This is a genomic window from Leptothrix sp. (in: b-proteobacteria) (assembly GCF_965250675.1).
GTDB lineage: Bacteria > Pseudomonadota > Gammaproteobacteria > Burkholderiales > Burkholderiaceae_C > Sphaerotilus.
The window spans coordinates 160,795-183,520 of record NZ_CBDFPH010000011.1 but is presented as its reverse complement, the minus strand read 5'-3'; the positions used below and the strand labels follow the sequence as shown (position 1 = coordinate 183,520).

19 protein-coding genes and 1 pseudogene are annotated in these 22,726 nt (G+C 69.0%); 6 read left to right on the top strand and 14 right to left on the bottom strand.

Annotated elements, in window-relative coordinates; genetic code table 11:
* Positions 1-5: 5 nt before the first annotated feature.
* Positions 6-1,208 carry a M20 aminoacylase family protein gene (locus tag AC5IG3_RS15215; RefSeq protein WP_491907142.1) on the top strand — a complete coding sequence of 401 codons (1,203 nt, stop codon included), beginning with the start codon at positions 6-8 and terminating at the stop codon, positions 1,206-1,208.
* Between the two features lie 49 nt (positions 1,209-1,257).
* Here the strand turns inward: AC5IG3_RS15215 and AC5IG3_RS15210 are convergent, their stop codons facing one another.
* The gene (locus AC5IG3_RS15210; RefSeq protein ID WP_491907141.1) at positions 1,258-2,064 is read right to left on the bottom strand and encodes a MipA/OmpV family protein; all 807 of its coding nucleotides are present in this window, start codon (positions 2,062-2,064) and stop codon (positions 1,258-1,260) included.
* Between the two features lie 134 nt (positions 2,065-2,198).
* Here AC5IG3_RS15210 and AC5IG3_RS15205 point away from each other — a divergent pair, with 134 nt between their 5' ends.
* Positions 2,199-3,122 (top strand): hypothetical protein, encoded by a 924-nt coding sequence (locus AC5IG3_RS15205; protein WP_491907140.1) that lies wholly within the window; start codon positions 2,199-2,201, stop codon positions 3,120-3,122.
* Here AC5IG3_RS15205 and AC5IG3_RS15200 read toward each other — a convergent pair.
* The 8 genes and pseudogenes from AC5IG3_RS15200 to AC5IG3_RS15165 all read right to left on the bottom strand — a co-directional run bounded on the left by AC5IG3_RS15200 (position 3,107) and on the right by AC5IG3_RS15165 (position 11,071).
* Positions 3,107-3,824: pseudogene (locus AC5IG3_RS15200) on the bottom strand (ABC transporter ATP-binding protein). The gene AC5IG3_RS15205 and the pseudogene AC5IG3_RS15200 sit on opposite strands and share 16 nt — an antisense overlap.
* Positions 3,824-4,603, bottom strand: coding sequence for an ABC transporter ATP-binding protein (locus tag AC5IG3_RS15195; RefSeq protein WP_491907139.1), 780 nt, complete (start codon positions 4,601-4,603; stop codon positions 3,824-3,826). The pseudogene AC5IG3_RS15200 and the gene AC5IG3_RS15195 overlap by 1 nt, the downstream one beginning before the upstream one ends.
* On the bottom strand, positions 4,590-5,594 hold the full coding sequence (locus AC5IG3_RS15190) for a branched-chain amino acid ABC transporter permease (protein WP_491907138.1): 1,005 nt from the start codon (positions 5,592-5,594) through the stop codon (positions 4,590-4,592). Before AC5IG3_RS15190 ends, AC5IG3_RS15195 begins: the two co-directional genes overlap by 14 nt.
* Before the next feature lie 10 nt (positions 5,595-5,604).
* Positions 5,605-6,486, bottom strand: a complete 882-nt coding sequence (locus AC5IG3_RS15185) for a branched-chain amino acid ABC transporter permease (RefSeq protein WP_491907137.1) — start codon at positions 6,484-6,486, stop codon at positions 5,605-5,607.
* A 2-nt stretch (positions 6,487-6,488) separates the two neighbouring features.
* The gene (locus AC5IG3_RS15180) at positions 6,489-7,316 is read right to left on the bottom strand and encodes an alpha/beta fold hydrolase (RefSeq protein ID WP_491907136.1); all 828 of its coding nucleotides are present in this window, start codon (positions 7,314-7,316) and stop codon (positions 6,489-6,491) included.
* A complete protein-coding gene (locus AC5IG3_RS15175) occupies positions 7,313-8,932 on the bottom strand; it encodes a benzoate-CoA ligase family protein (protein ID WP_491907135.1) in 1,620 nt (539 codons plus the stop codon). Before AC5IG3_RS15175 ends, AC5IG3_RS15180 begins: the two co-directional genes overlap by 4 nt.
* 48 nt (positions 8,933-8,980) lie before the next feature.
* Positions 8,981-10,567: a 3,4-dehydroadipyl-CoA semialdehyde dehydrogenase gene (locus AC5IG3_RS15170; protein WP_491907134.1), complete on the bottom strand. Its 1,587-nt coding sequence runs from the start codon at positions 10,565-10,567 to the stop codon at positions 8,981-8,983.
* Positions 10,568-10,582: 15 nt separating this feature from the next.
* Complete coding sequence (locus tag AC5IG3_RS15165) at positions 10,583-11,071, bottom strand: DUF4863 family protein (RefSeq protein ID WP_491907133.1); 489 nt, start codon at positions 11,069-11,071, stop codon at positions 10,583-10,585.
* A 272-nt stretch (positions 11,072-11,343) separates the two neighbouring features.
* Here AC5IG3_RS15165 and boxC point away from each other — a divergent pair, with 272 nt between their 5' ends.
* The 3 genes from boxC (at position 11,344) to boxA (ending at position 16,022) form a co-directional block, all read left to right on the top strand.
* On the top strand, positions 11,344-13,011 hold the full coding sequence (boxC, locus tag AC5IG3_RS15160; protein ID WP_491907132.1) for a 2,3-epoxybenzoyl-CoA dihydrolase: 1,668 nt from the start codon (positions 11,344-11,346) through the stop codon (positions 13,009-13,011).
* 91 nt (positions 13,012-13,102) lie between these two features.
* On the top strand, positions 13,103-14,530 hold the full coding sequence (gene boxB / locus AC5IG3_RS15155) for a benzoyl-CoA 2,3-epoxidase subunit BoxB (protein WP_491907131.1): 1,428 nt from the start codon (positions 13,103-13,105) through the stop codon (positions 14,528-14,530).
* 139 nt (positions 14,531-14,669) lie between these two features.
* On the top strand, positions 14,670-16,022 hold the full coding sequence (gene boxA, locus AC5IG3_RS15150) for a benzoyl-CoA 2,3-epoxidase subunit BoxA (protein ID WP_491907130.1): 1,353 nt from the start codon (positions 14,670-14,672) through the stop codon (positions 16,020-16,022).
* 3 nt (positions 16,023-16,025) lie between these two features.
* Here boxA and AC5IG3_RS15145 read toward each other — a convergent pair whose 3' ends face one another.
* The 4 genes from AC5IG3_RS15145 to AC5IG3_RS15130 are packed head-to-tail and all read right to left on the bottom strand — an operon-like array spanning position 16,026 to position 18,874.
* A complete protein-coding gene (locus AC5IG3_RS15145; protein ID WP_491907129.1) occupies positions 16,026-16,316 on the bottom strand; it encodes a TIGR03643 family protein in 291 nt (96 codons plus the stop codon).
* The gene (locus tag AC5IG3_RS15140) at positions 16,313-16,969 is read right to left on the bottom strand and encodes a trimeric intracellular cation channel family protein (protein WP_491907128.1); all 657 of its coding nucleotides are present in this window, start codon (positions 16,967-16,969) and stop codon (positions 16,313-16,315) included. Before AC5IG3_RS15140 ends, AC5IG3_RS15145 begins: the two co-directional genes overlap by 4 nt.
* Before the next feature lie 18 nt (positions 16,970-16,987).
* Positions 16,988-17,923, bottom strand: coding sequence for a DNA-binding protein YbiB (ybiB, locus tag AC5IG3_RS15135; RefSeq protein ID WP_491907127.1), 936 nt, complete (start codon positions 17,921-17,923; stop codon positions 16,988-16,990).
* Positions 17,924-17,959: 36 nt separating this feature from the next.
* Positions 17,960-18,874 carry a DMT family transporter gene (locus AC5IG3_RS15130; RefSeq protein WP_491907126.1) on the bottom strand — a complete coding sequence of 305 codons (915 nt, stop codon included), beginning with the start codon at positions 18,872-18,874 and terminating at the stop codon, positions 17,960-17,962.
* 87 nt (positions 18,875-18,961) lie between these two features.
* Here AC5IG3_RS15130 and AC5IG3_RS15125 point away from each other — a divergent pair, with 87 nt between their 5' ends.
* A complete protein-coding gene (locus AC5IG3_RS15125) occupies positions 18,962-19,873 on the top strand; it encodes a LysR family transcriptional regulator (protein ID WP_491907125.1) in 912 nt (303 codons plus the stop codon).
* Between the two features lie 24 nt (positions 19,874-19,897).
* On the opposite strand, the gene AC5IG3_RS15120 is transcribed toward AC5IG3_RS15125, so the two are convergent.
* A complete protein-coding gene (locus tag AC5IG3_RS15120) occupies positions 19,898-22,723 on the bottom strand; it encodes a nitrate reductase (RefSeq protein ID WP_491907124.1) in 2,826 nt (941 codons plus the stop codon).
* Positions 22,724-22,726: the final 3 nt, after the last annotated feature.

Sequence of the window (22,726 nt, the reverse complement as noted above, 5' to 3'; positions counted from 1 at the left end):
CGGCCGTGACCTACCTGTTGAATGCACTGCAGGCCCGGGCGGGTGAGTTCATCCACCTGCGCCGCGACATCCACCAGCACCCCGAGCTGGCCTTCGAGGAACACCGCACCGCCGCGCTGGTGGCCGACAAGCTGGAGGGCTGGGGCTATGCGGTCGAGCGCGGCATCGGCGGCACCGGCGTGGTGGGCACCCTGGTGCGCGGCCGCGGCACCCGGCGCTTGGGCCTGCGCGCCGACATGGACGCTTTGCCCATCGACGAGGCCACTGGCGCCGCCTGGTCCAGCGCCCGGCCCGGTCTGATGCACGCCTGCGGCCACGATGGCCACACCGCCATGCTGCTGGCGGCGGCGCGTCACCTGGCCGAGCACGGCGACTTCGACGGCACGCTGCACCTGATCTTTCAGCCCGCCGAAGAGGGCGGCGGCGGCGCGCTGCGCATGATGGCCGACGGCCTGTTCGAGCGCTTTCCCTGCGACGCCATCTTCGCCATGCACAACATGCCGGGCATCGAGCAAGGCCGCCTGGTGCTGCGCGAAGGGGCGGCCATGGCCTCGTCGGACTACATCACCCTCACGCTCACCGGCACCGGCGGGCACGGCGCCATGCCGCACCGGGCGGCCGACCCGATCGTGGCGGCGGCCAGCATCGTCATGGCGCTGCAGACCGTGGTCTCGCGCAACATCGATCCGCTGCAGGCGGCGGTGGTGACGGTCGGTGCGCTGCACGCCGGCAAGGCCAACAACGTGATCCCGGCCAGCGCCACGCTGGAACTCAGCGTGCGGGCGCTGGATCGCGAGGTGCGCGCCACCCTGGAGCGTCGCATCAAGGCGCTGGTGACGGCGCAGGCCGAGAGCTTCGACGTCCAGGCGCAGATCGACTGGCGGCCGGGCTATGCGGTGCTGGTCAACACGCCAGCCGAGACCGCGTTTGCGCGCCGCGTCGCGACCGAACTGGTGGGCGCCGACCGTGTCACGCCGCAAGGCCCGCCGCTGACCGGCAGCGAAGACTTCGCCTTCATGCTGGAGCGCGTGCCCGGCAGCTACGTGCTGATCGGCAACGGCACCGGCGGCGCCCCGGGCGAAGGTGGCTGCATGGTCCACAACCCTGGCTACGACTTCAACGACGACAACGTCGCCGTGGGCAGCGCCTATTGGGTGCTGCTGACGCAACGCTTCCTGGCCACCAAGGCGCAGGCCGCAGCGCCCTGACGGCCTCTTGAATTTGCAGGAGAGTTGAAGAGGCCCACCCAAAACGATGTCACTCCACCGCCATCCGCTCCGACCGGAACCCCGTGTAGACCACGCCTACGCCCACCGAGGTACCGGTGCTTTGCCGGACCAGTGGGCTGGCTTCGTTGGCGCTGCCGCTGACGGTGTTGAGGCGGGCGACGCTGAACAGCCGCCAGTCGCGCGAGGGGCTGTAGGACAGCGAAACCGCCAGTCGGGTCGAGACCAGGCCGCTGGCGGCCCGGTAGGCGGGGCGGTCGGTGGTCGCGTAGGCGGTGTCGACGCCGTAGAAGGTGCTGGCCAGGCGCTGGTCGGCCAGGATGGCGCTCAGGCGGGTGCTGTAGCGCCAGCGGCTGGCGGTTTCGCGTTCGAAGATCAGCTCAGGCTCGAACGAGGTGCCGCGGTGCGCTGCGCTGCGGCTCAGGTCGAACACGCCGCGCACCGGAAATTCGGCGCGCCAGCGGCCGTTGCCCGGGCCCGGGCCGAGGAACACTTTCAGGCGCGGGCCGAATTCGACCAGCGTGCCCAGCGCGGGCATGCCGCGTCGGGCGTCGATCTCGTCGGAGTTGCTGCCGAACGAGCCGGCCACGCCGATGTCAAGCTCGTACTGGTCGGTCTTGATGGCGCGCAGTCCAGCGGACTCGCGGTCCGCCCGCAGTACCTGGCCCCGGTAGATGAAAAACGGCAGCACCAGCGCGCGGTTCAATTGCTGCTCGGCACCCGGATAGGCCTGCTGGTTGACGGCCAGGCCCACGGCGCCCACTTCCCACAGCGGCTGGGTGCCGGGACTCTGTGCGGCAGCCAGCGTCACGGCACCGCACGACAGGAGGGCGGCCATACGCGGCAGAGTGGCCGTTGAAAAGGGATGAAATCGCATGGCGTGAGATGCTCGCTGGCTCGTCAGGGGGGCCTGATCATGCCTGCGGTGCGGGTCGTGATGGGCCGTGGGGCTTTCATTTTTCGAGGCTTTGAATGTCGATGACGATTGCGCCGCGCACCCGGCGTCTTGCGGTGGCGGTACTGGCCGCCGCGCTGGCTTCCACGCTGGTGATCACGTCGGTCGCGCGCTGGGAGCGCGAGCGGCTGCAACAGCGCTTCGACCATCACGTGGCCGAACTCGGGCGTGCCATCACGGCCGATCTGGACATGCAGGAAGAGGCGATCACCGCGCTGGCAGCGTTCATACGCGCCGCGCCTTCGCTGGATGCGGCCGGCTTTGCGGTGGTGGCTCAGGCGCTGACCTACAAGGCCAATTTTCTGCATCGTCTGTCCTGGTACCAGGTCACGGGCCGCGCAGCCGATGCGCGGCCCGTGCGACTGCGTCATACCGAGCCGCCGGATGCGGATCTGCTGGCGCAGCAGGTCGACCTCTCTGCGCAGCCGCCGCTGGGCGCGGCATTGGCGCAGGCCGAGAAGTCGGGCGGCCTGGCCGCAACGGGCCGCACGCGTCAAGGCTGGCAGATCTTTGCACCCGTGCGCAGCCTGGAGGGTGGACCGGCGGGCGCTGTCACCGGCTTTGTCTCGGCGGCGGTGGCGGTGGGTGATCTGGTTCGATTTGCCGTGGCGGCGCTGGAGCGCAGCGGCGATGTGCCGGCGGGGTTGGTCTACCGGCTGGTGGACGCCTCGGCGCTGGCTACGGAACAACGGGTCTTCGATACCGGCACGGGCGATGCCGCCACCGAAGCGGCAGACTTTGCCGGTACGGTGGGCTTCGAGTTCGGTCAGCGCGTCTGGCGGCTGGAGGTGCGCGCCACCCCGCAGTTTGCCGAGGCCAACGCCTCACCCGCCGTGCGGCTGGCCTGGATCGTCTGCCTGCTGGTGTCGGGGCTGGCGGTCGGGCTGGTGATGGCGCTGACGCGACCGCCCCGGCCCGTGCCCGATCAGACGCCCAGGTAACCCGCCAGTTCGCTGCTGTCGCGCAGCGTGACGGACGGTGCGTCCAGCACCACCAGACCTTTTTGCAGTACCACCGCGCGGTTGGTCTGCGCCAGCACTTTGCGGTAGTCACGGTCGACGATCAGCGTGGCGATGCCGGTGGCGCGGATGGCGGCGATCACGCGCCAGATCTCGGCCACGATCAGCGGTGCCAGGCCTTCAGTGGCTTCGTCGAGGATGATGAGTTCGGGGTGCGTCATCAGCGCGCGGCCGATGGACAGCATCTGCTGCTCGCCGCCCGAGAGCTGGCCGCCCAGATTCGTCATGCGCTCGCCCAGGCGCGGGAAGGTGGCCAGCACGCGCTCCAGCGTCCAGTGGCGCGTGCCGTCGCGGCTGGGGCGGGCGGCCATGACGAGGTTTTCGCGCACGCTCAGGTTGGCGAACACGCCCCGGCCTTCGGGCACGTAGGCCACGCCGCACCGCGCCACATCATGCGGCTGGCCGTGCGACAGGTCGGCACCGTTGATGGTGATGCGGCCCTCGCGTTGCCTGACGTGGCCGAGCAGCGTGCGGATCAGCGTCGACTTGCCCATGCCGTTGGCGGCCCAGCAGGCCGACGGTCTCGCCGCGGGCGATCTTCAGGTCGATGCCGTGCAGCACGTGGCTCGACCCGTACCAGGCGTGCAGGCCCTGGGCCTCGACCAGAGTTTCATGTGCTGACATCAGTGATCCCCGAGGTAGGCCGATTGCACGGCGGCGTTGGTGCGGATGGCGTCGGGGGCGTCGCTGGCGATCACCGTGCCGTTGACCATCACGGTGATGCGGTCGGCGATGCGGAAGACCGCGTCCATGTCGTGCTCGACCAGCAGGATGGCGTGCTCAGCGCGCAGTTCGGCCAGCAGCGCGAGCATGCGCTCGGTTTCCTCGGCGCCCATGCCGGCCAGCGGCTCGTCGAGCAGCAGGACCTGTGGCGCGGTCGCCAGGCACATGGCGATCTCCAGCTGGCGCTTCTGGCCGTGCGAGAGCAGGCCGGCCGGGCGGTCGAGCAGATCGCCCAGGCCGGCCTTGGCGGCGGCGTCGCGCGCGGCGTCACCGCTGAAGCGGCAGGCTGAGGCCGATTGCCACACGGCCCACGGCTGCGGCTTGCGCGCTTGGGCCGAAAGGCGGCAGTTCTCGAACACACTGAACTGCGCAAAGATGGTGTTGCGCTGGTAGCTGCGGCCCAGGCCGGCGCGGGCGCGCCGGGGCTGGGTCCAGCCGGTGACGTCCTGGCCCAGCAGTTCGACCGTGCCGCTTGATGCAGCCAGCTCGCCCGAGAGCATGTTGATCAGCGTCGACTTGCCCGCGCCGTTGGTGCCGATCACCGCGTGCACCTGGCCGCGCCGGAATTCGGCCGAGACTTTGTCGACGGCGACCAGCCCGCCCCAGCGGCGGCTGATGTCACGGCAGCGCAGCAGCACGTCGCCGTTTTGAGGGGTCAGTTGAAGATCAGACCTGGCCATGTGAGCCTCCGGTGGTGCGCGCGCCTTGACCTATGAGGCGGCGTTGCATCAGCCCTGACAGGCCGATCAGCCCGCGCGGCAGCACGGCCACGCTGGCGATGATGGTCAGCCCCAGGCCCAGGTTCCAGTGCCGGGCGAAGCTGCCGAAGATGGCTTCGGACTTGAACAGCTCCTGCAGCAGCGCAAACGCAAACGCGCCCAGCACCGCGCCACGCAAATGGCCCAGGCCGCCCAGGATGATCATGATCAGCACGGCGCCCGACAGGTGCCAGCTCAGCAGCTCGGGGTTGACCACGCCGTCCTTGATCGCGAACAGCGCCCCGGCCAGCCCGGCCAGCGCGCCCGAGATCACGAAGGCCGCCAGCTTGTACGGGTAGGTCGAAAACCCGGTCGCCCGCATGCGCTGCTCATTGGCCTTGATGCCCGCCAGTGCCCGGCCCAGCCGCGAGCGCAGCAGCAGCGCCAGCCCGCCGAAGCTCGCCGCCAGCGCCGTCAGCACGGCGTAGTACAGGGCGACCGGCTTGTCGGTGTCGAGCAGCGTCAGGCTGCCCAGCGTGAGCGTCGGCTTGACGTACAGGTAGATGCCGTCGCTGCCGCCGAATAGCGGCGTGTCGTGCGCCACGTAGTAGGCCATCTGCGCAAACGCCAGCGTCACCATGATGAAGTACACGCCCTTGGTGCGCAGCGACAGCGCGCCCATGAACAGCGCGTACAGCGCCGCCGAGCCCATCGCCGCCGGCAGCAGCCACCACAGCGACGCGGCCGCGCCCTCGGGCGACAGCAGCACCACCGCATAGCCCGCCAGCCCGAACAGCGCCGACTGGCCGAAGCACACCAGCCCGGTCGTGCCCACCAGCAGCTCCAGGCTGAGCGCGAAGATGGCGTAGATCATGATCTTGGTCGCCAGGTCGATGCCGTAGCCGCCCGCGACCAGCGGGTAGAGCGCGAGCGCCGCACCGGCCAGCCCGACAGAAATCCATTTGTTGTTCATGGGGGTCGACTCATCCAGCTTTAAAGAGACCTTCGGGCTTCCACAGCAGGATCAGCGCCATCAGCACATAGACCAGCACGCCGGCCGCCTGCGGAAACACCACCTTGCCGAAGGTGTCGACCACGCCGATCAGCAGCGCCGCCAGCAGCGCGCCGCGGATCGAGCCGATGCCGCCGATCACCACCACCACGAAGCAGATGATCAGCACCTGATTGCCCATGCCCGGATAGACCGACGACACCGGTGCGGCCACCATGCCGGCAAACACCGCCAGCGCCATGCCGGCGGCAAAGACGATGCGGTAGAGGAACTTGATGTCGATGCCCAGCGACTGCACCATCTCGCGGTTGGTGCTGCCGGCGCGGATCATCATGCCCAGCCGCGTGCGCGTGAACACCAGGTACATGCCCAGGCCCAGCGCCAGGCACACGGCCGAGATGAACAGCCGGTAGACCGGGTAGCTCATCAGCTCGCCTAAAGCGATGCTGCCGGTCAGCCAGTCGGGCGGCTGCACGCCATGCACGTCGTCACCGAGCAGGAGGCTGCGCAACTCCTCGAACACCAGGATCAGCCCGTAGGTCATCAGCACCTGCTGCAGGTGCTCGCGCTCGTACAGGAAGCTGAAGAAGGCCCACTCCAGCACATAGCCCAGCAGCACCGCCAGCACCAGGCCGACGGCCAGCGTGGAGAAGAAACCGCCGCCGAAGGTGCTGTTGACGATCGGCGCCAGCGCGTAGGCCATGTAGGCGCCGATCATGTAGAAGCTGCCGTGCGCCAGGTTGATCACGCCCATGATGCCGAAGATCAGCGTCAGGCCGGAGGCGACCAGGAACAGCAGCAGGCCGTACTGCAGCGCGTTCAGGCACTGGATCAGGAAGGTGGCGAAGTCCATCGTCAGGCTCCTTGAGGTGCGGTAGTCGCGGTGGCTGCGATGGCCGTGGCGACGAAATCCGTCACCGCCGCGATCAGCGCTGCCGGCTGGTCGCGGTGCGGCGAATGGCCGCAGGCGGGCAACTCCACCAACAGCGTTTGCGGCACGCGGCGGGCGATGCCGCGAATCTGCTCCAGCGTGCCGTACTCGTCGTCCAGCCCCTGCACCGCCAGCAGCGGGCCGGTGATGGCGCCCAGCTCGGCCTCGATCGTCCAGCGCGGGAAATCCGGGTGCAGCCAGATGTCGTTCCAGCCGCGAAAGGCCGAATCGACATCGGCGTGGTGGCGGGCGAGCTTCTGGCGCAGGTCGGTCGTCTCGTAAGCGTCGCGCGCCTTGCGGATGCTGATGAGGCCGAACTCCTCGACCAGGATGTGCGGCGCCATCACCACCGTGCCGGCGACGCGCTCGGGGTGCTGCGCGGCGTGGATCAGCGCGATCGAGCCGCCGTCGCTGTGGCCCAGCAGCCAGACCGGCTCGGTGATGTGCAGCGCCTGCAGCAGCGCGGGCAGCACCTCGTTGGCCTGGCGGTGCATGAAGTCCAGGCCCCAGTGCTCGTCCGCCGCACGCGGGGTGGACTGGCCGTAGCCGGGGCGTGAATAGACCAGCCCGCGCATATTCAGTGCGTTGCACAGTTGCTGCGGAAAGTCCCGCCACATCGACACCGAACCCAGGCCCTCGTGCAGGAAGACCATCAGCGGTCGGTCGGTGCGTGCCGCGTTGAGCCGCACGTATTCGATCTGCACCGCGCGCCCGGCCCAGTCGATGCCGACTTGTTCAGCCACTGCCGTCATGCCTGTGGCCCCCGCTTGCGCTCGATCTCGCGCAGCTTGAAGCGCTGGATCTTGCCGGTGGCGGTCTTGGGCAGCTCGTCGATGAACTCGATGAAGCGCGGGTACTTGTAGGGCGCCAGGTGTTCCTTGACGAAGGCTTTCAGCGCGGCCTCGTCGACGGTCTGCCCGGCTTTCAGCACCACGAAGGCCTTGGTCTTGGTCAGGCCGTCGGCGTCTTCCTTGCCGATGACGGCGGCCTCCAGCACGGCGGGGTGCTTCATCAGCGTGGCCTCGACCTCGAAGGGCGAGACATAGATGCCGCTGACCTTGAGCATGTCGTCGCTGCGGCCGGCGTAGGTGTAGTAGCCGTCGGCGTCGATGCTGTACTTGTCGCCGCTCTTGGTCCAGGCGCCCTGGAAGGTTTCCATGGATTTTTCGCGGTTGGCCCAGTACATCAGCGCGGCGCTGGGGCCGTGGATGTACAGGTCACCAATCTCGCCCTGCGGCACCGGGCGGCCGTCCTCGCCGCGCAGTTCCAGCGTGTAGCCGGCCACCGGCTTGCCGGAGGTGCCGTGGCGCACGTCGTCCGGGCGGTTGGAGAGGAAGATGTGCAGCATCTCGGTCGAGCCCAGGCCGTCGATGATCTCGGCGCCAAAGTGCGCGGCAAAGCGCTGGCCGATCTCCGCGGGCAGCGCCTCGCCGGCCGACGAGCCCATGCGCAGCGCCACGTCGGCGCGCGCCGGCAGGGCCGGGTGGGCCAGCATGCCGGCATAGCCGGTGGGCGCGCCGAAGAACACCGTCGGCTTGATGCCTTGCAGCGTGGGCGTGGCGCCGGTCCAGCGTTTGAACACCGCGTCGGGCGTGGGCCGCTCGGCCATCAGCACCGTGGTCGCGCCCACGCTCAGCGGGAAGGTCAGGCCGTTGCCCAGGCCGTAGGCGAAGAACAGCTTGGCAGCGGAGAAACACACGTCCGCTTCCGTCAGACCCAGCACTGGCGTGCCGTAGAGCGCCGCCGTCCAGTAGGGGTTGCCATGGGTGTGCACGGCGCCCTTGGGCCGGCCGGTGGAGCCCGACGAGTAGAGCCAGAAGCCATGGTCATCGGCCGACGTGTCCGCCGGCAGGCACACCGAGGCGGCGTCCGGCTGGGCCGCCAGCAGCGGGCGCAGCGGGTGCAGGGCCACGCCAGGCGCGGCGGGCAGCTCGCCCGGGGCGTTGGACACCACCACGTGGCGCAGCTCGTGCTCGCCCTGCGCCATCGCCGCCTGCAGCGTGGGCAGCAGCGCGGCTGATACCAGCGCGGCCTGGGCGCGGCTGTGGCCCAGCATGTAGGCGTAGTCGTCGGCGGTCAGCAGGGTGTTGACGGCCACTGGCACGATGCCGGCGTACATCGCGCCCAGAAAGCTCACCGGCCAGTCGATGCAGTCGTGCATCAGCAGCAGCACGCGGTCTTCGCGCTTGAGGCCCAGTGCCTGCAGCGCCGCCGCCATGCGGCGCACCTGCACGGCCAGGTCGCCGTAGCTCAGCGTGCCGGCGTCGTCGATGTAAGCCGTCTGGGGCGCGCGCCGGGCGTTCAGCGCCAGCAGGTGTTGCGCAAAGTTGAAGGACGCGCCGGGCGGCGCCACGGGGGTCGTGGTCATGTCGTGTCTCCTGGATGCTTGGGGGCCAGAGGTGCCGTGGCGCTGCAGTCAGCCTTGCAGCGCCGCCAGCACGGCGGCGCTGGCCTGTACCGCGCTGCGGCGGTGATAGAAGTTCAGCGCCCGCAGGCCGCCCAGTTCCTCGCCGCCGCCGGCGCGGCCCGGGCCGCCGTGCAGCGACTGCGGCATGACGTTGCCGTGGCCGGTCTGCGTGGCAGCTACTTCGGGCGTGATGATGTGGACGCGTCCGTGGCTGCTGCCCAGCGCCAGCGCGGTGGCGGCCAGCGCCTGAGCCGATTCGGCGCCGTCTTCACCGTACAGCGAGCACACCAGCGAGCCTTCGCCGCGCTGGATCAGGGCTTGCGCGTGCGCCAGATCGCGGTAGGGCAGCAGGGTGGCGACAGGGCCGAAGACTTCCGTGGTGTGGATCACGGCGTTGCCATCCACATCCTTGCAACCCAGCAGCACCGGCGCGTGGCAGGCCGAGTTCTCATCGGCGTCCACCAGCGGCGCGTTGCGGCCGTCGAACAGCACCTCGGCGCCGCTGGCCTGCAGCGCCGCCAGCCCCTCGCGCACGGCGTTGAGCTGCGCGCGGCTCACCAGCGCGCCCATGCGCACCGACTCATGGCGCGGATTGCCGACCAGGGTCTTGGCCAGTCGGGCGCCGATGGCCGCCGCAGCGGATTCATACAGCGCCTCCGGCACGAAGATGCGGCGGATGGCGGTGCACTTCTGGCCGGCCTTGACCGTCATCTCGCGCGCCACTTCCTTGACCAGCAGGTCGAAAGCACCTGATCCGGCGGCGGCGCCAGGCACCGCACCCGGCATCAGCAGCGCCGAGTTGACGCTGTCGGCCTCGATGTTGACGCGCACCGAGCGCTCGGCCACCGCCGGATGCCGGCGCAGCAGTGCGGCGGTCTCGGCCGAGCCGGTGAAGGACAGCACGTCAAACGGCTGCAATGGATCGAGCAAGCCCGCCGAGCTGCCGCAGATCACGTTCAGTGCGCCGGCGGGGAAGATGCCGGCGTCGACCACATCGCGCACCATGCGCTGCGTCAGCCATGCGGTGGCCGTGGCCGGCTTGATGATCACCGGCACGCCCGACAGCAGCGCGGGCGCCGCCTTCTCCCACAAGCCCCAGGCCGGAAAGTTGAAGGCGTTGATGAACAGCGCCACGCCCTGGGTGGGCGTCAGGATGTGCTGGCTCTGGAACAGCGGCTCCTTGCTCAGGCGCGTGGCGTCGCCATCGAGCAGGAAGCGTTGCGCGCTGGCGCCGTTCGGCAAGTTCGCGCCCAGCTTGGCGTACTGGCCGAGCGTGAAGATCGCGCCGTCCACGTCCACGGCGGTGTCGTTCTTGACCGTGCCGCTGTTGGCGGTGCTGATCTCGTAGTACGCGTCGCGGTGGGCCTGCAGCACCTTGACGGCAGCGGCCAGCATCTCGGCGCGCTGGCCGTAGGTCAGGGCGCGCAGCGCGGCACCGCCGACGTCCCGTGCAAACGCAAAGCCACCGGCCAGGTCGAGGCCGGTGTTGTCGACGCGGACCAGCTCGGTGCCCAGCACCGGATCGACCAGGGGCGTGCCGGCGCCGCTGCCCGTTTGCCAGCGGCCGCCGAAGTAGTTGGAAAGCAGTTCAGTCATGGTGGGCGTCCCGGATCAGGGCTTCGTGATGGGCGTGAATTGGATCTGCCCTTCCGGCAGCAGATACAGCACCAGCGCGCGGCCCTGTGTGACCGTGGGGCGGTGGGCCGTGCCGGGGCCGTAGACGCACCAGCCGGCGGGGCGGCCGTCGAATTGCGCGGCGCCGTCCATGGGCATGATCAGGTCGATCTCGCCTTGCGGGTGGCTGTGGTGCGGGCCGGCAATATCTTGCATGTCAACCACGTCGACGGAGAAGCGCTGCAGCTCATCCTGCGCCTTGAAGATGCGGCCATAGCGGATGCCGCCACCTTCGCGCTCGCACAGCCAGCCCTCGGCCACGCCTTGGACGCAGGCTTGCTGGAGGACGGTGAAGGTCGCGCTGCCGGCGCCGTGGTGCTGGTTGAGCCAAGAGTCCAGCGTGGCATCCAGCGGCTGGCCGGCGATTTCTGCGGTCAGGCTGGCGATCAGCTGGTGAAAGTGTTGCTGCGATGGCGGAAGGGACATGGCGGACTCGGCTGCAAAAGTACGGTGCAAAACAAACATGCAATATGGTGCGTGTTCATCAACGATAGTCAGCCACTCCGCAAGCGTCAAGCACTATATTGCATTTATGGCGTTTACCCTGAGCCATCGCCGGCGCGTATTGACGCTTATACGGGTTAGTCATAGTGCACTTTGCTGCATGTGAGCGTTGACCTCGACGTCGACTGGAAATATGATGCATGCCATTGATTCGATTGATGCAGTATTTTGCGCATCGCCCACCAGGAGACTTCATGAGCACTGCCGTTGCCAGCCCCCAAGTCGATTACCGCACCGACCCGTCGCAGTACCGCCACTTCAAGCTGAGCTTTGAGGGCGCCGTGGCCCGGCTGGCGATCGACATCGCCGAAGACGGCGGCATCCGCCCTGGCTACAAGCTCAAGCTCAACAGCTACGACCTGGGCGTGGACATCGAGTTGCACGATGCGCTCAACCGCATCCGCTTCGAGCATCCGGAAGTGCGCTCGGTCATCCTGACCAGCAACCGCGACCGCATCTTCTGCTCGGGCGCCAACATCTTCATGCTGGGCGTGTCCACGCACGCCTGGAAGGTGAACTTCTGCAAGTTCACCAATGAAACGCGCAACGGCATCGAAGATTCGTCCAGGCATTCCGGCCTGAAGTTCATCGCTGCCGTCAACGGCGCCTGCGCCGGCGGCGGCTACGAGCTGGCGCTGGCCTGCGACGAGATCGTGCTGGTCGACGACCGCAGTTCCTCGGTCAGCCTGCCCGAAGTGCCGCTGCTGGGCGTGCTGCCCGGCACTGGTGGCCTGACCCGCATCACCGACAAGCGCCATGTGCGCCATGACCTGGCCGACATCTTCTGCACCAGCGTCGAAGGCGTGCGCGGCCAGCGTGCGGTCGACTGGCGTCTGGTGGACGCGGTGGTCAAGCCGGCGCAGTTCGGCGCCCATGTGCAGGAGCGCGCCCAGCAGCTCGCCGCTGGCAGTCATCGTCCGGCCGACGGCCAGGGCGTGGCGCTGCCGCGCATCGAGCGCGAAGAATCCGCCGACGCGGTGCGCTACGAGCACGTCACGATCGAGATCGACCGCGCCAAGCGCACGGCCACCTTCACCGTCAAGGCGCCCGCCGTGGCGCAGCCGACCGACATCGCCGGCATCGAAGCCGCCGGCGCCGCCTGGTGGCCGCTGGCGATGCAACGCCAGCTGGATGACGCCATCCTGCACCTGCGCACCAATGAACTCGACATCGGCACCTGGCTCCTGAAGACCCAGGGCGACGCTGCCGCCGTGTTGGCGTCCGACGCCACGCTGCTGGCGCATCAGGACCACTGGCTGGTGCGCGAGACGCTCGGCGCGCTGCGCCGCACGCTGGCGCGGCTGGATGTGTCGTCGCGCAGCCTGTTTGCGCTGATCGAGCCGGGCAGCTGCTTCGCCGGCACGCTGGCCGAGCTGGCCTTCTGCGCCGACCGCGTCTACCACCTGGCCCTGCCGGACGACGAGGTGCGCGCCCCGCGCCTGACGCTGGGCGAGATCAACTTCGGCACCTTCCCGCTGGTGACCGACCAGAGCCGCCTGGCGCGCCGTTTCTACGACGAAGCCGCGCCGCTGGCCGCCGCGCGCGCAGCCATCGGCCAGGCGCTGGACGCCGACGCCGCGCTGGCGCTGGGCCTGGTGACGGCCGCGCCGGACGACATCGACTGGGACGATGAGTTGCGCATCGCCATCGAGGAGCGTGCCGCCATGTCGCCCGACGCGCTGACCGGCCTGGAAGCCAACCTGCGCTTCTGCAGCAAGGAAAACATGGCCACCCGCATCTTCGGCCGCCTGACCGCGTGGCAGAACTGGATCTTCCAGCGCCCTAACGCGGTGGGCGAGAAGGGCGCCTTGAAGGTTTACGGCAAGGGCGACAAGGCCGTCTTCGACCTGAACCGCGTCTAAAGATATTCCTGTTGTGCGGCGCGAATCCGGGTGGAGCGCGCCGCAACCGAACGTTCTGCTCCCCCGCTTTTGAAGTTCACGGAGACCCGACATGTCGACGATCAACTACAGCGAACGCATTCCCAACAACGTCAACCTGAGCGAGGACCGCACGCTGCAGCGCGCGCTCGAAGGCTGGCAGCCCAACTTCATCAACTGGTGGGACGACGTCGGCCCCGAGGGCTCGACCGACTACGAGGTCTACCTGCGCACCGCCGTGAGCGTCGACCCGCAGGGCTGGGCCCAGTTCGGCCACGTCAAGATGCGCGACTACCGCTGGGGCATCTTCCTGAACCCGGGCGACGCCGAGCGCAAGGTCGGCTTCGGCGACCACCAGGGCGAGAAGGCCTGGCAGGACGTGCCCGGCGAGCACCGCGCCAACCTGCGCCGCATCATCGTCACGCAGGGCGATACCGAGCCGGCGTCGGTCGAGCAGCAGCGCCACCTGGGCCTGACCGCGCCCAGCATGTACGACTTGCGCAACCTGTTCCAGATCAACGTCGAGGAAGGCCGCCACCTGTGGGCGATGGTCTACCTGCTGCACAAGCACTTCGGCCGCGACGGCCGCGAAGAGGCAGACGCGCTGCTGGAGCGCCGCAGTGGCGACGCGGACAACCCGCGCATCCTGGGTGCGTTCAACGAGAAGACGCCGGACTGGCTGAGCTTCTTCATGTTCACCTACTTCACCGATCGCGACGGCAAGTTCCAGCTCGCCGCGCTGTCCGAGAGCGCCTTCGACCCGCTGGCCCGCACGACCAAGTTCATGCTGACCGAGGAAGCGCACCACATGTTCGTGGGCGAGAGCGGCATCTCGCGCGTCATCGCGCGCACCTGCCAGGTCATGAACCAGCTCAGGACCGACGACGTGGGCCAGCTGCGCGCCGCCGGCGTGATCGACCTGCCCACGATCCAGCGCTACCTGAACTTCCACTACAGCGTCACCATCGACCTGTTCGGCGCCGACCAGTCGTCCAACGCCGCTACCTTCTACTCGTCGGGCCTGAAGGGCCGTTACGAAGAAGGCAAGCGCACCGATGACCACGTGCTCAAGGGCCAGCATTACAAGGTGCTGGAAGTCGTCAACGGCCAGCTGCTGGAGAAGGAAGTGCCGCTGCTCAACGCCCTGAACGAGGTGCTGCGCGACGACTACATCAAGGACTCGATGGCCGGTGTGGAGCGCTGGAACAAGGTGATCGACAAGGCCGGCATCGCCTTCAAGTTGAAGGTGCCGCACAAGGCGTTCCACCGCCAGATCGGCGCGCTGGCCGGCGTGCACGTCAACCCTGACGGCCAGCCGATCAGCGCCACCGAATGGGAAATGAAGAAGGACCAGTGGCTGGCCACGCCGCAGGACCGCGCCTACGTGGCCTCGCTGATGGGTCGCGTGGTCGAGCCGGGCAAGTTCGCCAACTGGATCTCGCCGCCGGTCATGGGCATCAACCGCCAGCCGCAGGATTTCGAGTACATCCGGTTCAATTGAATTAGGCTTTCTGTGTCATTCCCGCGCAGGCGGGAATCCAGCGGGTTCGCTGCAGTGACTGGATTCCCGCCTGCGCGGGAATGACAGGAACGGGCGCCCCCGCTTTTTGACATTCAGAACCACTCAAAGGAGACACGCCATGGACATGGCCACCCCCGTCGCGGTCATCCGCCAGCACCTGATCGACCCCGAGATCTGCATTCGCTGCAACACCTGCGAGGCCACGTGCCCGATCGGTGCCATCACCCATGACGACCGCAACTACGTCGTCAACGCCGATGTCTGCAATGGCTGCATGGCCTGCATCTCGCCGTGCCCGACCGGCTCGATCGACAACTGGCGCCACGTCACGTCGACCCGTGCCTACTCGGTCGAGGAACAGCTGACCTGGGACGACCTGCCCGCCGAGTGGAGCGCGCCGCAGTGGGCCGAGGCGGGGGTGGCCGCGCCGGAAGGTGACGCGCCCGTGGTCGCCCTGAACGATCTGGCGGCGCTGGCGGCTGCGGCTGCAGTTTCGACTTCCGCAACGGTGGCGGGTGCGACTGAAGCAGCGCCGGTGGCGTCCGCAGTGCCTGCGGCGACCGAGGTGGCGTTCAACTCCGCCGCCTTCGGCGCGACCCTGCCGCCGTGGTCGGCCGCACACGCCTACACCAACCTCTATCCGCCCAAGTCGCCCACCACCGCGACCGTGGTCGGCAACTTCAACTGCACCGAGGCCGGTTTCGACAGCGAGACTCACCACGTCGTGCTCGACTTCGGCAGCGTGCCGTTCCCGGTGTTGGAAGGCCAGAGCATCGCCATCATTCCGCCTGGCACCGACGCCAGCGGCCGCGCCCACCACGCCCGCCAGTACAGCATCGCCAGCCCGCGCAACGGCGAGCGGCCGGGCTACAACAACGTCGCCATCACCGTCAAACGCGTGGTGTCCGACCACGCCGGCAAGCCGGTGCGTGGCGTGGCGTCCAACTACGTCTGCGACCTGAAGGTGGCCGACACGGTGCAGGTGGTCGGCCCGTTCGGCGCCAGCTTCCTGATGCCGAACCACCCCCACTCCAACATCGTGATGATCTGCACCGGCACCGGCAGCGCGCCGATGCGGGCCATGACCGAATGGCGCCGGCGCCTGCGTGCGTCCGGCAAATTTGAAGGTGGCAAGCTGATGCTGTTCTTCGGCGCCCGCACGCCGCAGGAACTGCCGTATTTCGGGCCGCTGCAGAAGTTGCCGCACGACTTCATCGACATCAACCTGGCGTTCTCGCGCGTGCCGGAGGCGCCCAAGCGCTATGTGCAAGACCTGATCCGCGAGCGCGCGGCCGACATCGCGCCCTTGCTCAAGGATGGCAACACCTACTTCTACGTCTGCGGCTTGAAGAGCATGGAGGAAGGCGTGGTGCTGGCGCTGCGCGACGTCGCCCGGGGTGCGGGGCTGGACTGGGAGGCGCTGGGCGCGTCGCTCAAGCGCGAGGCGCGGCTGCACCTGGAGACCTACTGAACCTCAGCGCTTCGGACTGCGGCCACCCGCCACGTGCCGCGCGCCGGAGCGCATCGACTCAGGTCGCAGCGCGCCGTGCTTGGTGGTGCGACCGCTCATGCGCTGCCGCCACATCTGGAAGGAGCTTTTCTTCATGTGGCCGCGCATCAGCGCGATGACCTGGGATTCGGTGAGGCCGAACTGCGCTTCGATGGCTTCGAACGGCGTGCGGTCTTCCCAGGCCATTTCGACGATGCGGGACAGGTCGGCGTCGGTCAGCGTGGCTGCCGCGCCGGGCGCGTGCGGGGCGCTCAATCCTCCGTCCTCCACACCGGCAACTGCCAGCCGCGCCACAGGGCCAGCAGCCGCAGCAGCGTGGCGGTGGCCGCGCCCGCAGCCAGGCTGGTCTCGCTGCTGGCGCCCCAGGCGTTGGCGGCGACCAGCGCCCAGCCGCCGGCAAAGCTGCACACCGCGTAGGGGCGGTGGTCGCTGAAGGCGGCAGGAATCTCGTTGCAGACGATGTCGCGCAGCACGCCGCCAAAGGTGGCCGTGACCATGCCCATCAGCACGGCGATCAAAGCCGGCATCTGCGCGCCCAGAGCGATCTGCGTGCCGGCGGCGGTGAACAGGCCGAGCCCGAGCGCATCGGGCCACTGCATGGCCTGCTCGGTCGGGCGGAAGTGGCGCGCGCGCAGAAAAATCATGGCTACCACGCACAGCAGCAGCACGCCCCAGACGTAGATCGAGTGCTCGACCCAGAAGAACGGCCGCCGGTCCAGCAGCACATCGCGCAGCGTGCCGCCGCCAAACGCAGCCAGCCCGGCGACGACGCAGACGCCGACAGCGTCCAGCTCCTTGCGCGCGGCGGCGAACAGACCCGACAGCGCAAACGCGAACGTCGCAGCGGCCTCAATCAGGATTTGCGCGGTCGACAGCGACCACCAGGCGGGGAGATGGAGTGTGGGCATGCGCGCGATTTTCGCGGCTCAGCGGTCGATGCTCACCCCACGGCCCGCCAAGCCGCACAGCAACTCCACCTGCTGCGCAATCGGCTTGGGCACGGCCACCGCTCCCGCCAGCACGGCACGAATGTGCGCGGCGGTGCTCTCTGCATCCATCGCGGCCGGCAGCACCGGCAATTCCAGCAGCACGCCGTCCTGCGGCGCAAGGCTCAACGCCTCGTCCTTGACGCCGCTGCGGTACACGTCCAGCCGGGGCTGGCGGCGGGCGTCGGCCACCGGCTCGCCCTCGGTGCCGCGCATCAGCACGGCGTTGGCGTGGCTGTCCTGCAGGTATTGCGACAGGCTGATGGCGTATTCCGGATGCGTGTGGTTGACCACCCGCCACGCGTCCGGCACAGCCGGCAGCAGCTTGGCGATGGTGTGGCCGCTGTTGCGCAGGCCCAGCACCTGGCGCAGCGCCAGCAGTTGCGCCAGCGGGCGGTTGAGCACGTCCAGTGCCATGAAGCCCGGCTCGCCCGCTGCCCAGCGCGCCTGCAGCGCGGCGGCATCGGCCAGCGGCGGCAGGCCGAGGGCGGTGAAGATCTCGGCGCTGGTGACGCGGCCTGCATCCGTCAACGGCCCATGCACCAGCACCGCCACGCCGCGCCGCGCCAGCAGCAGCGCCAGCAGTGGCGTGAAGTTGGGCAGCTTGCGCGCGCCGTTGTAGCTGGGCAGCAGCACGGCCGGTGAGGGCGGTGCGGCGATCGGCAGCGTGTGTGCCAGGGCCGCATCGACAAACGCGGCCAGTTCCTCGGCCGACTCGCCCTTGATGCGCATGGCCAGCGCAAAGCCGCCCAGTTCGAGGTCGCTGACGCGGCCTTCGAGGATGCGCGACATCAGGTCGAAAGCCTGTTCACGGTTGAGCGGCCGGGCGCCGTCCTTGCCGCGGCCGATGGTCTTGAGGTAGGGGGCGATGGTCATGGGCAGATTGTCGGCGTTTGTCGCGTCGCGACACGGTCACATGGAACGCCGCAAGGCCACCACCCCCGTGGCCACCACGATCAAGCCGCCGCCGGCCCAGCCCCAGGCGCTCAGGCTTTCACCGAGGCCGAGCACGGCCACCAGCGCACCGAAGGCCGGTTCGCTGCCGGTCAGCAGCGCCACGCGGGTGGGCGTGGTGCGGCGGGCGGCGTGGTTTTGGGCGTAGAAGGCGAACACGGTGCAGAACAGCACCAGAAAGCCGATGCTCAGCCAGAAGCCGGGCTGCGTGGGCCAGTCGGGCCGGTGCAGCCCGTGCACCGACAGCGAGAGCGCCAGCGCGCCGAGTGCCATCACGCCGGTCTGCACGGCGGTCAGCGTGAGGGCGGGCAGGCGGTGGCGGCCCGCGAGTTTCTGCGTCAGGCAGACCAGCACGGCGCGCAGGACGGCGGCCAGCAGCATCAGCGCGTCGCCGCCGTTGAGTGCGACATCACTGGCGGCTGGCGCTGCGAGCAAGGCCACGCCCAGCAGCGAGGCGCCAGCCGCCCACCACAGTGCCGCCGCCGGGCGCTGGCCCAGCAGCCACCATTCGGCCAGCGGCGTCAGCACCACGCACAGGCTGATCAGGAAAGCGGCGTTGGCGGCGGAGGTCAGCGACACGCCGAAGGTCTCGCACAGAAAGATCGCCAGGAGGTTGGCGCCGAGCAGGCCGCCGACGCTCAAGCCGGCGCGTGCCTGACCATCGAGCAGTGGCTTGAGTGCCGGCAGCAGCACCAGAAAGGTCAGGCCGAAGCGCAGCGCCAGGAAGTCCAGCACCGGCAACTGCTGGGTGGCCTGCTTGGTGAGGGCGTAGCTGCTGCCCCAGATGGCCGCGACCATCAGCAGCATCAGCTCGGCCGGGCCGAAGGCGGTGGGGTGGCTGGAGTGGGTGAGAGCCGGGTTTCTAGAATTCATGGGAATGGGGCAGGTGACTTGGCGTCGCATTCTTCGCAGAAGCGCCATGCCCGACCAGCCCGTCCAACGGAACAGGATCTTTGCGCTGTGGGAACGAATGACTTCTTGAAGGTGCTGCCCGAGATGGTGACCTTCGTGCGCGTGGCCGAGCAGGGCAGCTTTTCAGCGGCGGCGCGGCAGCTGGGGCTGACGCCTTCGGCCGTCAGCCGGCAGATCACGCGGCTGGAAAAGGTGCTGGGCGTGCAGCTGCTGCAGCGGACCACCCGGCAGCTGCGGCTGACTGAGCCGGGCGTGGAAGCCTTCGCGCATGGCACCGAACTGGTTGCCGCCGCCCAGGCCACCTTGCAGGTGGCGCAGCAGCACACGCTGGCGCCGCGTGGCCGCGTGCGCCTGAGCGCACCCAAGGCGTTTGCGCGCCGGGTGCTGCATCCGCTGCTGCTGGATTTTCTGCGGTGCTACCCAGAGGTCGATGTGCAACTGATCGTCACCGACCGCGACATCGACCCGATCCGCGAGGGCGTCGACCTGGTCGTGCGCCTGACGCAGACGCCGCCGCTGGGCCTGGCGGCACGGGCGCTGTGCCCGGTCGAGCATGTGTTGTGTGCCACGCCGCGCTACCTGGCGCAGGCCGCGCCGATCACGCATCCGCAGGATCTGCTGGTGCACAGCTGCCTGTCGCTGGGCGAGCTGGAGCGCGACAACCGCTGGCGCTTGCGGCGCGGCGATGAGGTGGCTGAGGTGCTGGTGCAGGGCCGCTACGTCGCCAATCACAGCGAGGTGCGGCTCGATGGCGCGCTGGCCGATCTGGGCGTGGCCTGCCTGCCGGATTTCATCGCGCGTGACGCGCTGCAGGGCGGTGCGCTGGTGCCCGTGCTGCCGGACTGGCAGTTCCAGGGCAACTACCAGGGCCACGCCTACCTGCTGTTTCCGCCCAACCGTTACACGGTGCCCAAGTGCCGGGTGTTGATTGATGCGCTGGTGGCGGGGTTGGGTGGGTGAAGGGGGACCGAGGGGGATTTGCCCTCAAACCGCCTGCGCCGCCACCGCCACCGCCACCTTTGCCATCCCGCGCAACACCGGCAAACACGACCCGCAATTGGTGCCGCACTTCAGCTCGCCCTGCAATTGCGCCAGTCGCTCATCGGTTGAGCCGGTGCAGCGGGCCAGTGTGGCGTGGATCTGCGGCTCGGTGACGTTGAAGCAGGTGCAGACCTGCTTGCCGCGACTGGCTACCGCCACCGGCGGCGTGGCGCTGCCGGCGAGCAGGGCGCGGCCGTAGTCCTGGGCGGGCAGCTCGTCCTGCAGCAGGGTCTTGATCCAGGCTTCGGCACGGGTGTCGCCGGCCAGCAGCACGCCGCGCAGGATGCGGTTGCCGCGCTCGTTCTCCAGCAGGATGCTGCGGTGCTGGCCCCGCTGGCGGTCGTGGTAGTGCAGGGTGTGCGGGTTGTCGAGGCCGAGCAACGACTCGATCTGCTGCACCAGCTCATCGCCCAGCGCCGCCGGCGCGGCGGCGCGCCACAGCAGGCCGCCCATGCCCAATTCGTGCGGTTCACGGCCGAAGGGCAGCACCAGCGCGTGGCCGAATTCGCCCATCAGCGCGCGCAGGCCTTCGCGGGCCTTGAGCGCCTGTTCCTGCGGCAGCCACGTCAGGCCGAGCATGCGCCAGGGCAGCGCGGCGGGTTCGATGCGCACGGCGCAGTGCTTGAGTTCAGGTTGCTTCGATGTCGGGCAGAACGTCGGCAGCGTCAGGCCGTTGACGCCCAGGCGGCGCGCGCCCTGGGCATCGACGCCGCCCAGCACCTCTTCACCCCAGTGCATCGGGATGGAGGCCTGCGTGGGCGCGACGTCGGTGCTGCTCTGCACCGGCAGCACGACGCTGCCACGGCGCGAGCGCACCTCGACCAGCTCGCCGTCCTTCAGGCCGCGGCGGGCGATGTCGGTGGGATGCAGTTCGATGCTGGGCTCGGCGATGTGGCCGAACAGCCGCCCGAGCGTGCCGGTGCGGCTCATGCCGTGCCACTGGTCGCGCAGCCGGCCGGTGGTGAGCGCAAACGGGTAGCGCGCATCGCGTGGCTCGGCCACCGGGCGGAAGGCCATGGCGACAAAGCGGGCGCGGCCGTCGGCGGTCGGGAACTGGCCGTCCTCGTACAGGCGCGCCCTGCCGCTGGCCGCGCCGGTGGGCAGCGGCCATTGCTGCGGGCCGGCTTCATTGAGCATGGTCCAGCTCAGGCCGGTGATGTCGAGGTCGCGGCCGCGCGTGCTTTCGCGGTGTTCGTTCCAGATCGCCTCGGCGCCGCTGTCGTCGAGCGCATACGGGAACAGCGTCGGCTGGCCGTTGAGGCGCGCGGGCAAACGGGCCTCCAGGCGCTGCGCAAAGTCGACCGCCATCGCCCAGTCGTGCCGGGTGCTGCCGGGCGCGCTGACGGCGGGGCGCACGAGGCTGATGCGGCGCTCGGAGTTGGTGACGCTGCCGATCTTCTCGCCCCAGGTGGTGGCGGGCAGCAGCAGGTCGGCGTAGGCGGCGGTGGCGGTAGTGGAGAAGGCTTCTTGCACGACGACGAATTCACAGCGTTCGAGCGCGCGGCGCACGGTGGCCTGGTCGGGCAGCGATTGCGCCGGGTTGGTGCAGGCGATCCACAGCGCCTTGATCTCGCCGTCGGCGGCGGCCTGGAACATCTCGACCGCGCTCTTGCCCGGCGTGGCGGGTACGTCAGCCACGCCCCACAGCGCGGCGACTTCGGCGCGGTGCGCTGGATTTGCCAAATCGCGGTGCGCCGTGAGCAGGTTCGCCAGCCCGCCGACCTCGCGCCCGCCCATCGCATTGGGCTGGCCCGTGAGCGAGAACGGCCCGGCGCCGGCTTTGCCGATCTGGCCGGTGGCCAGGTGCAGGTTGATCAGCGCGGCGTTCTTGTCGGTGCCGGCGCTGCTCTGGTTCAGGCCCTGGCAGTAGAGCGACAGCGTGGACGCGCCTTGGCGGTCGCTCTGCGCAAACCAGCGCGCGGCGGTGATCAGGTCCTCTTCCTGGATGCCGCAGACGCGTGCGGCTTCCTTGGGTGTCCAGGCGCGCACGGCGTCGCGCAGGGCCTCGAAGCCGGTGGTGTGGGCGGCGATGTAGCGGCCGTCGGTCAGGCCGTCCCACAGCATGACGTGCAACATGCCGTGGTAGAGCGCCACGTCGGTGCCGGGCTGGATCTGCAGGAACAGGTCGGCCAGGGCCGCGGTTTCGGTGCGGCGCACGTCGACCACGATCCAGCGCTGGTCGGGCTTGGCGCGCTTGGCGTCTTCCAGGCGGCGGAACAGGATCGGGTGCGCCCAGGCGGTGTTGCTGCCGGTGATGAACACCGTGTCGGCGTGGTGGAGGTCTTCGTAGCTGCACGGCGGCGCGTCGGCGCCGAGCGTGGCCTTGTAGCCGGCCACCGCGCTGCTCATGCACAGGCGCGAGTTGGTGTCGACGTTGTTGGTGCCGATCAGGCCCTTGGCGAGCTTGTTGAAGACGTAGTAGTCCTCGGTCAGCAGCTGGCCGGAGAGGTAGAAGCCGACCGAGTCCGGGCCGTGCTGTTCAATGACACGGGCGAAGCGGTCGGCGGCCAGGTCGAGCGCGCTGTGCCACTCGATGGGCTGCGGCGCCGCGTTGCGCACCAGGCGCTGCAGTGGCTGCAGCAGCCGGGTGGCTTGCGTCACGGCGGCGCTGGCGGTCAGGTGCAGCGTGCTGCCCTTGGTGCAGAGGCGGCCGAAGTTGGCGGGATGGTCCGGATCGCCCCGCACTCCGGTGATCTGCGCGCCATCGCTCTCGATGACCACGCCGCAGCCGACGCCGCAATAAGGACAGGTGGACTTGGTTTCAGTCATCGT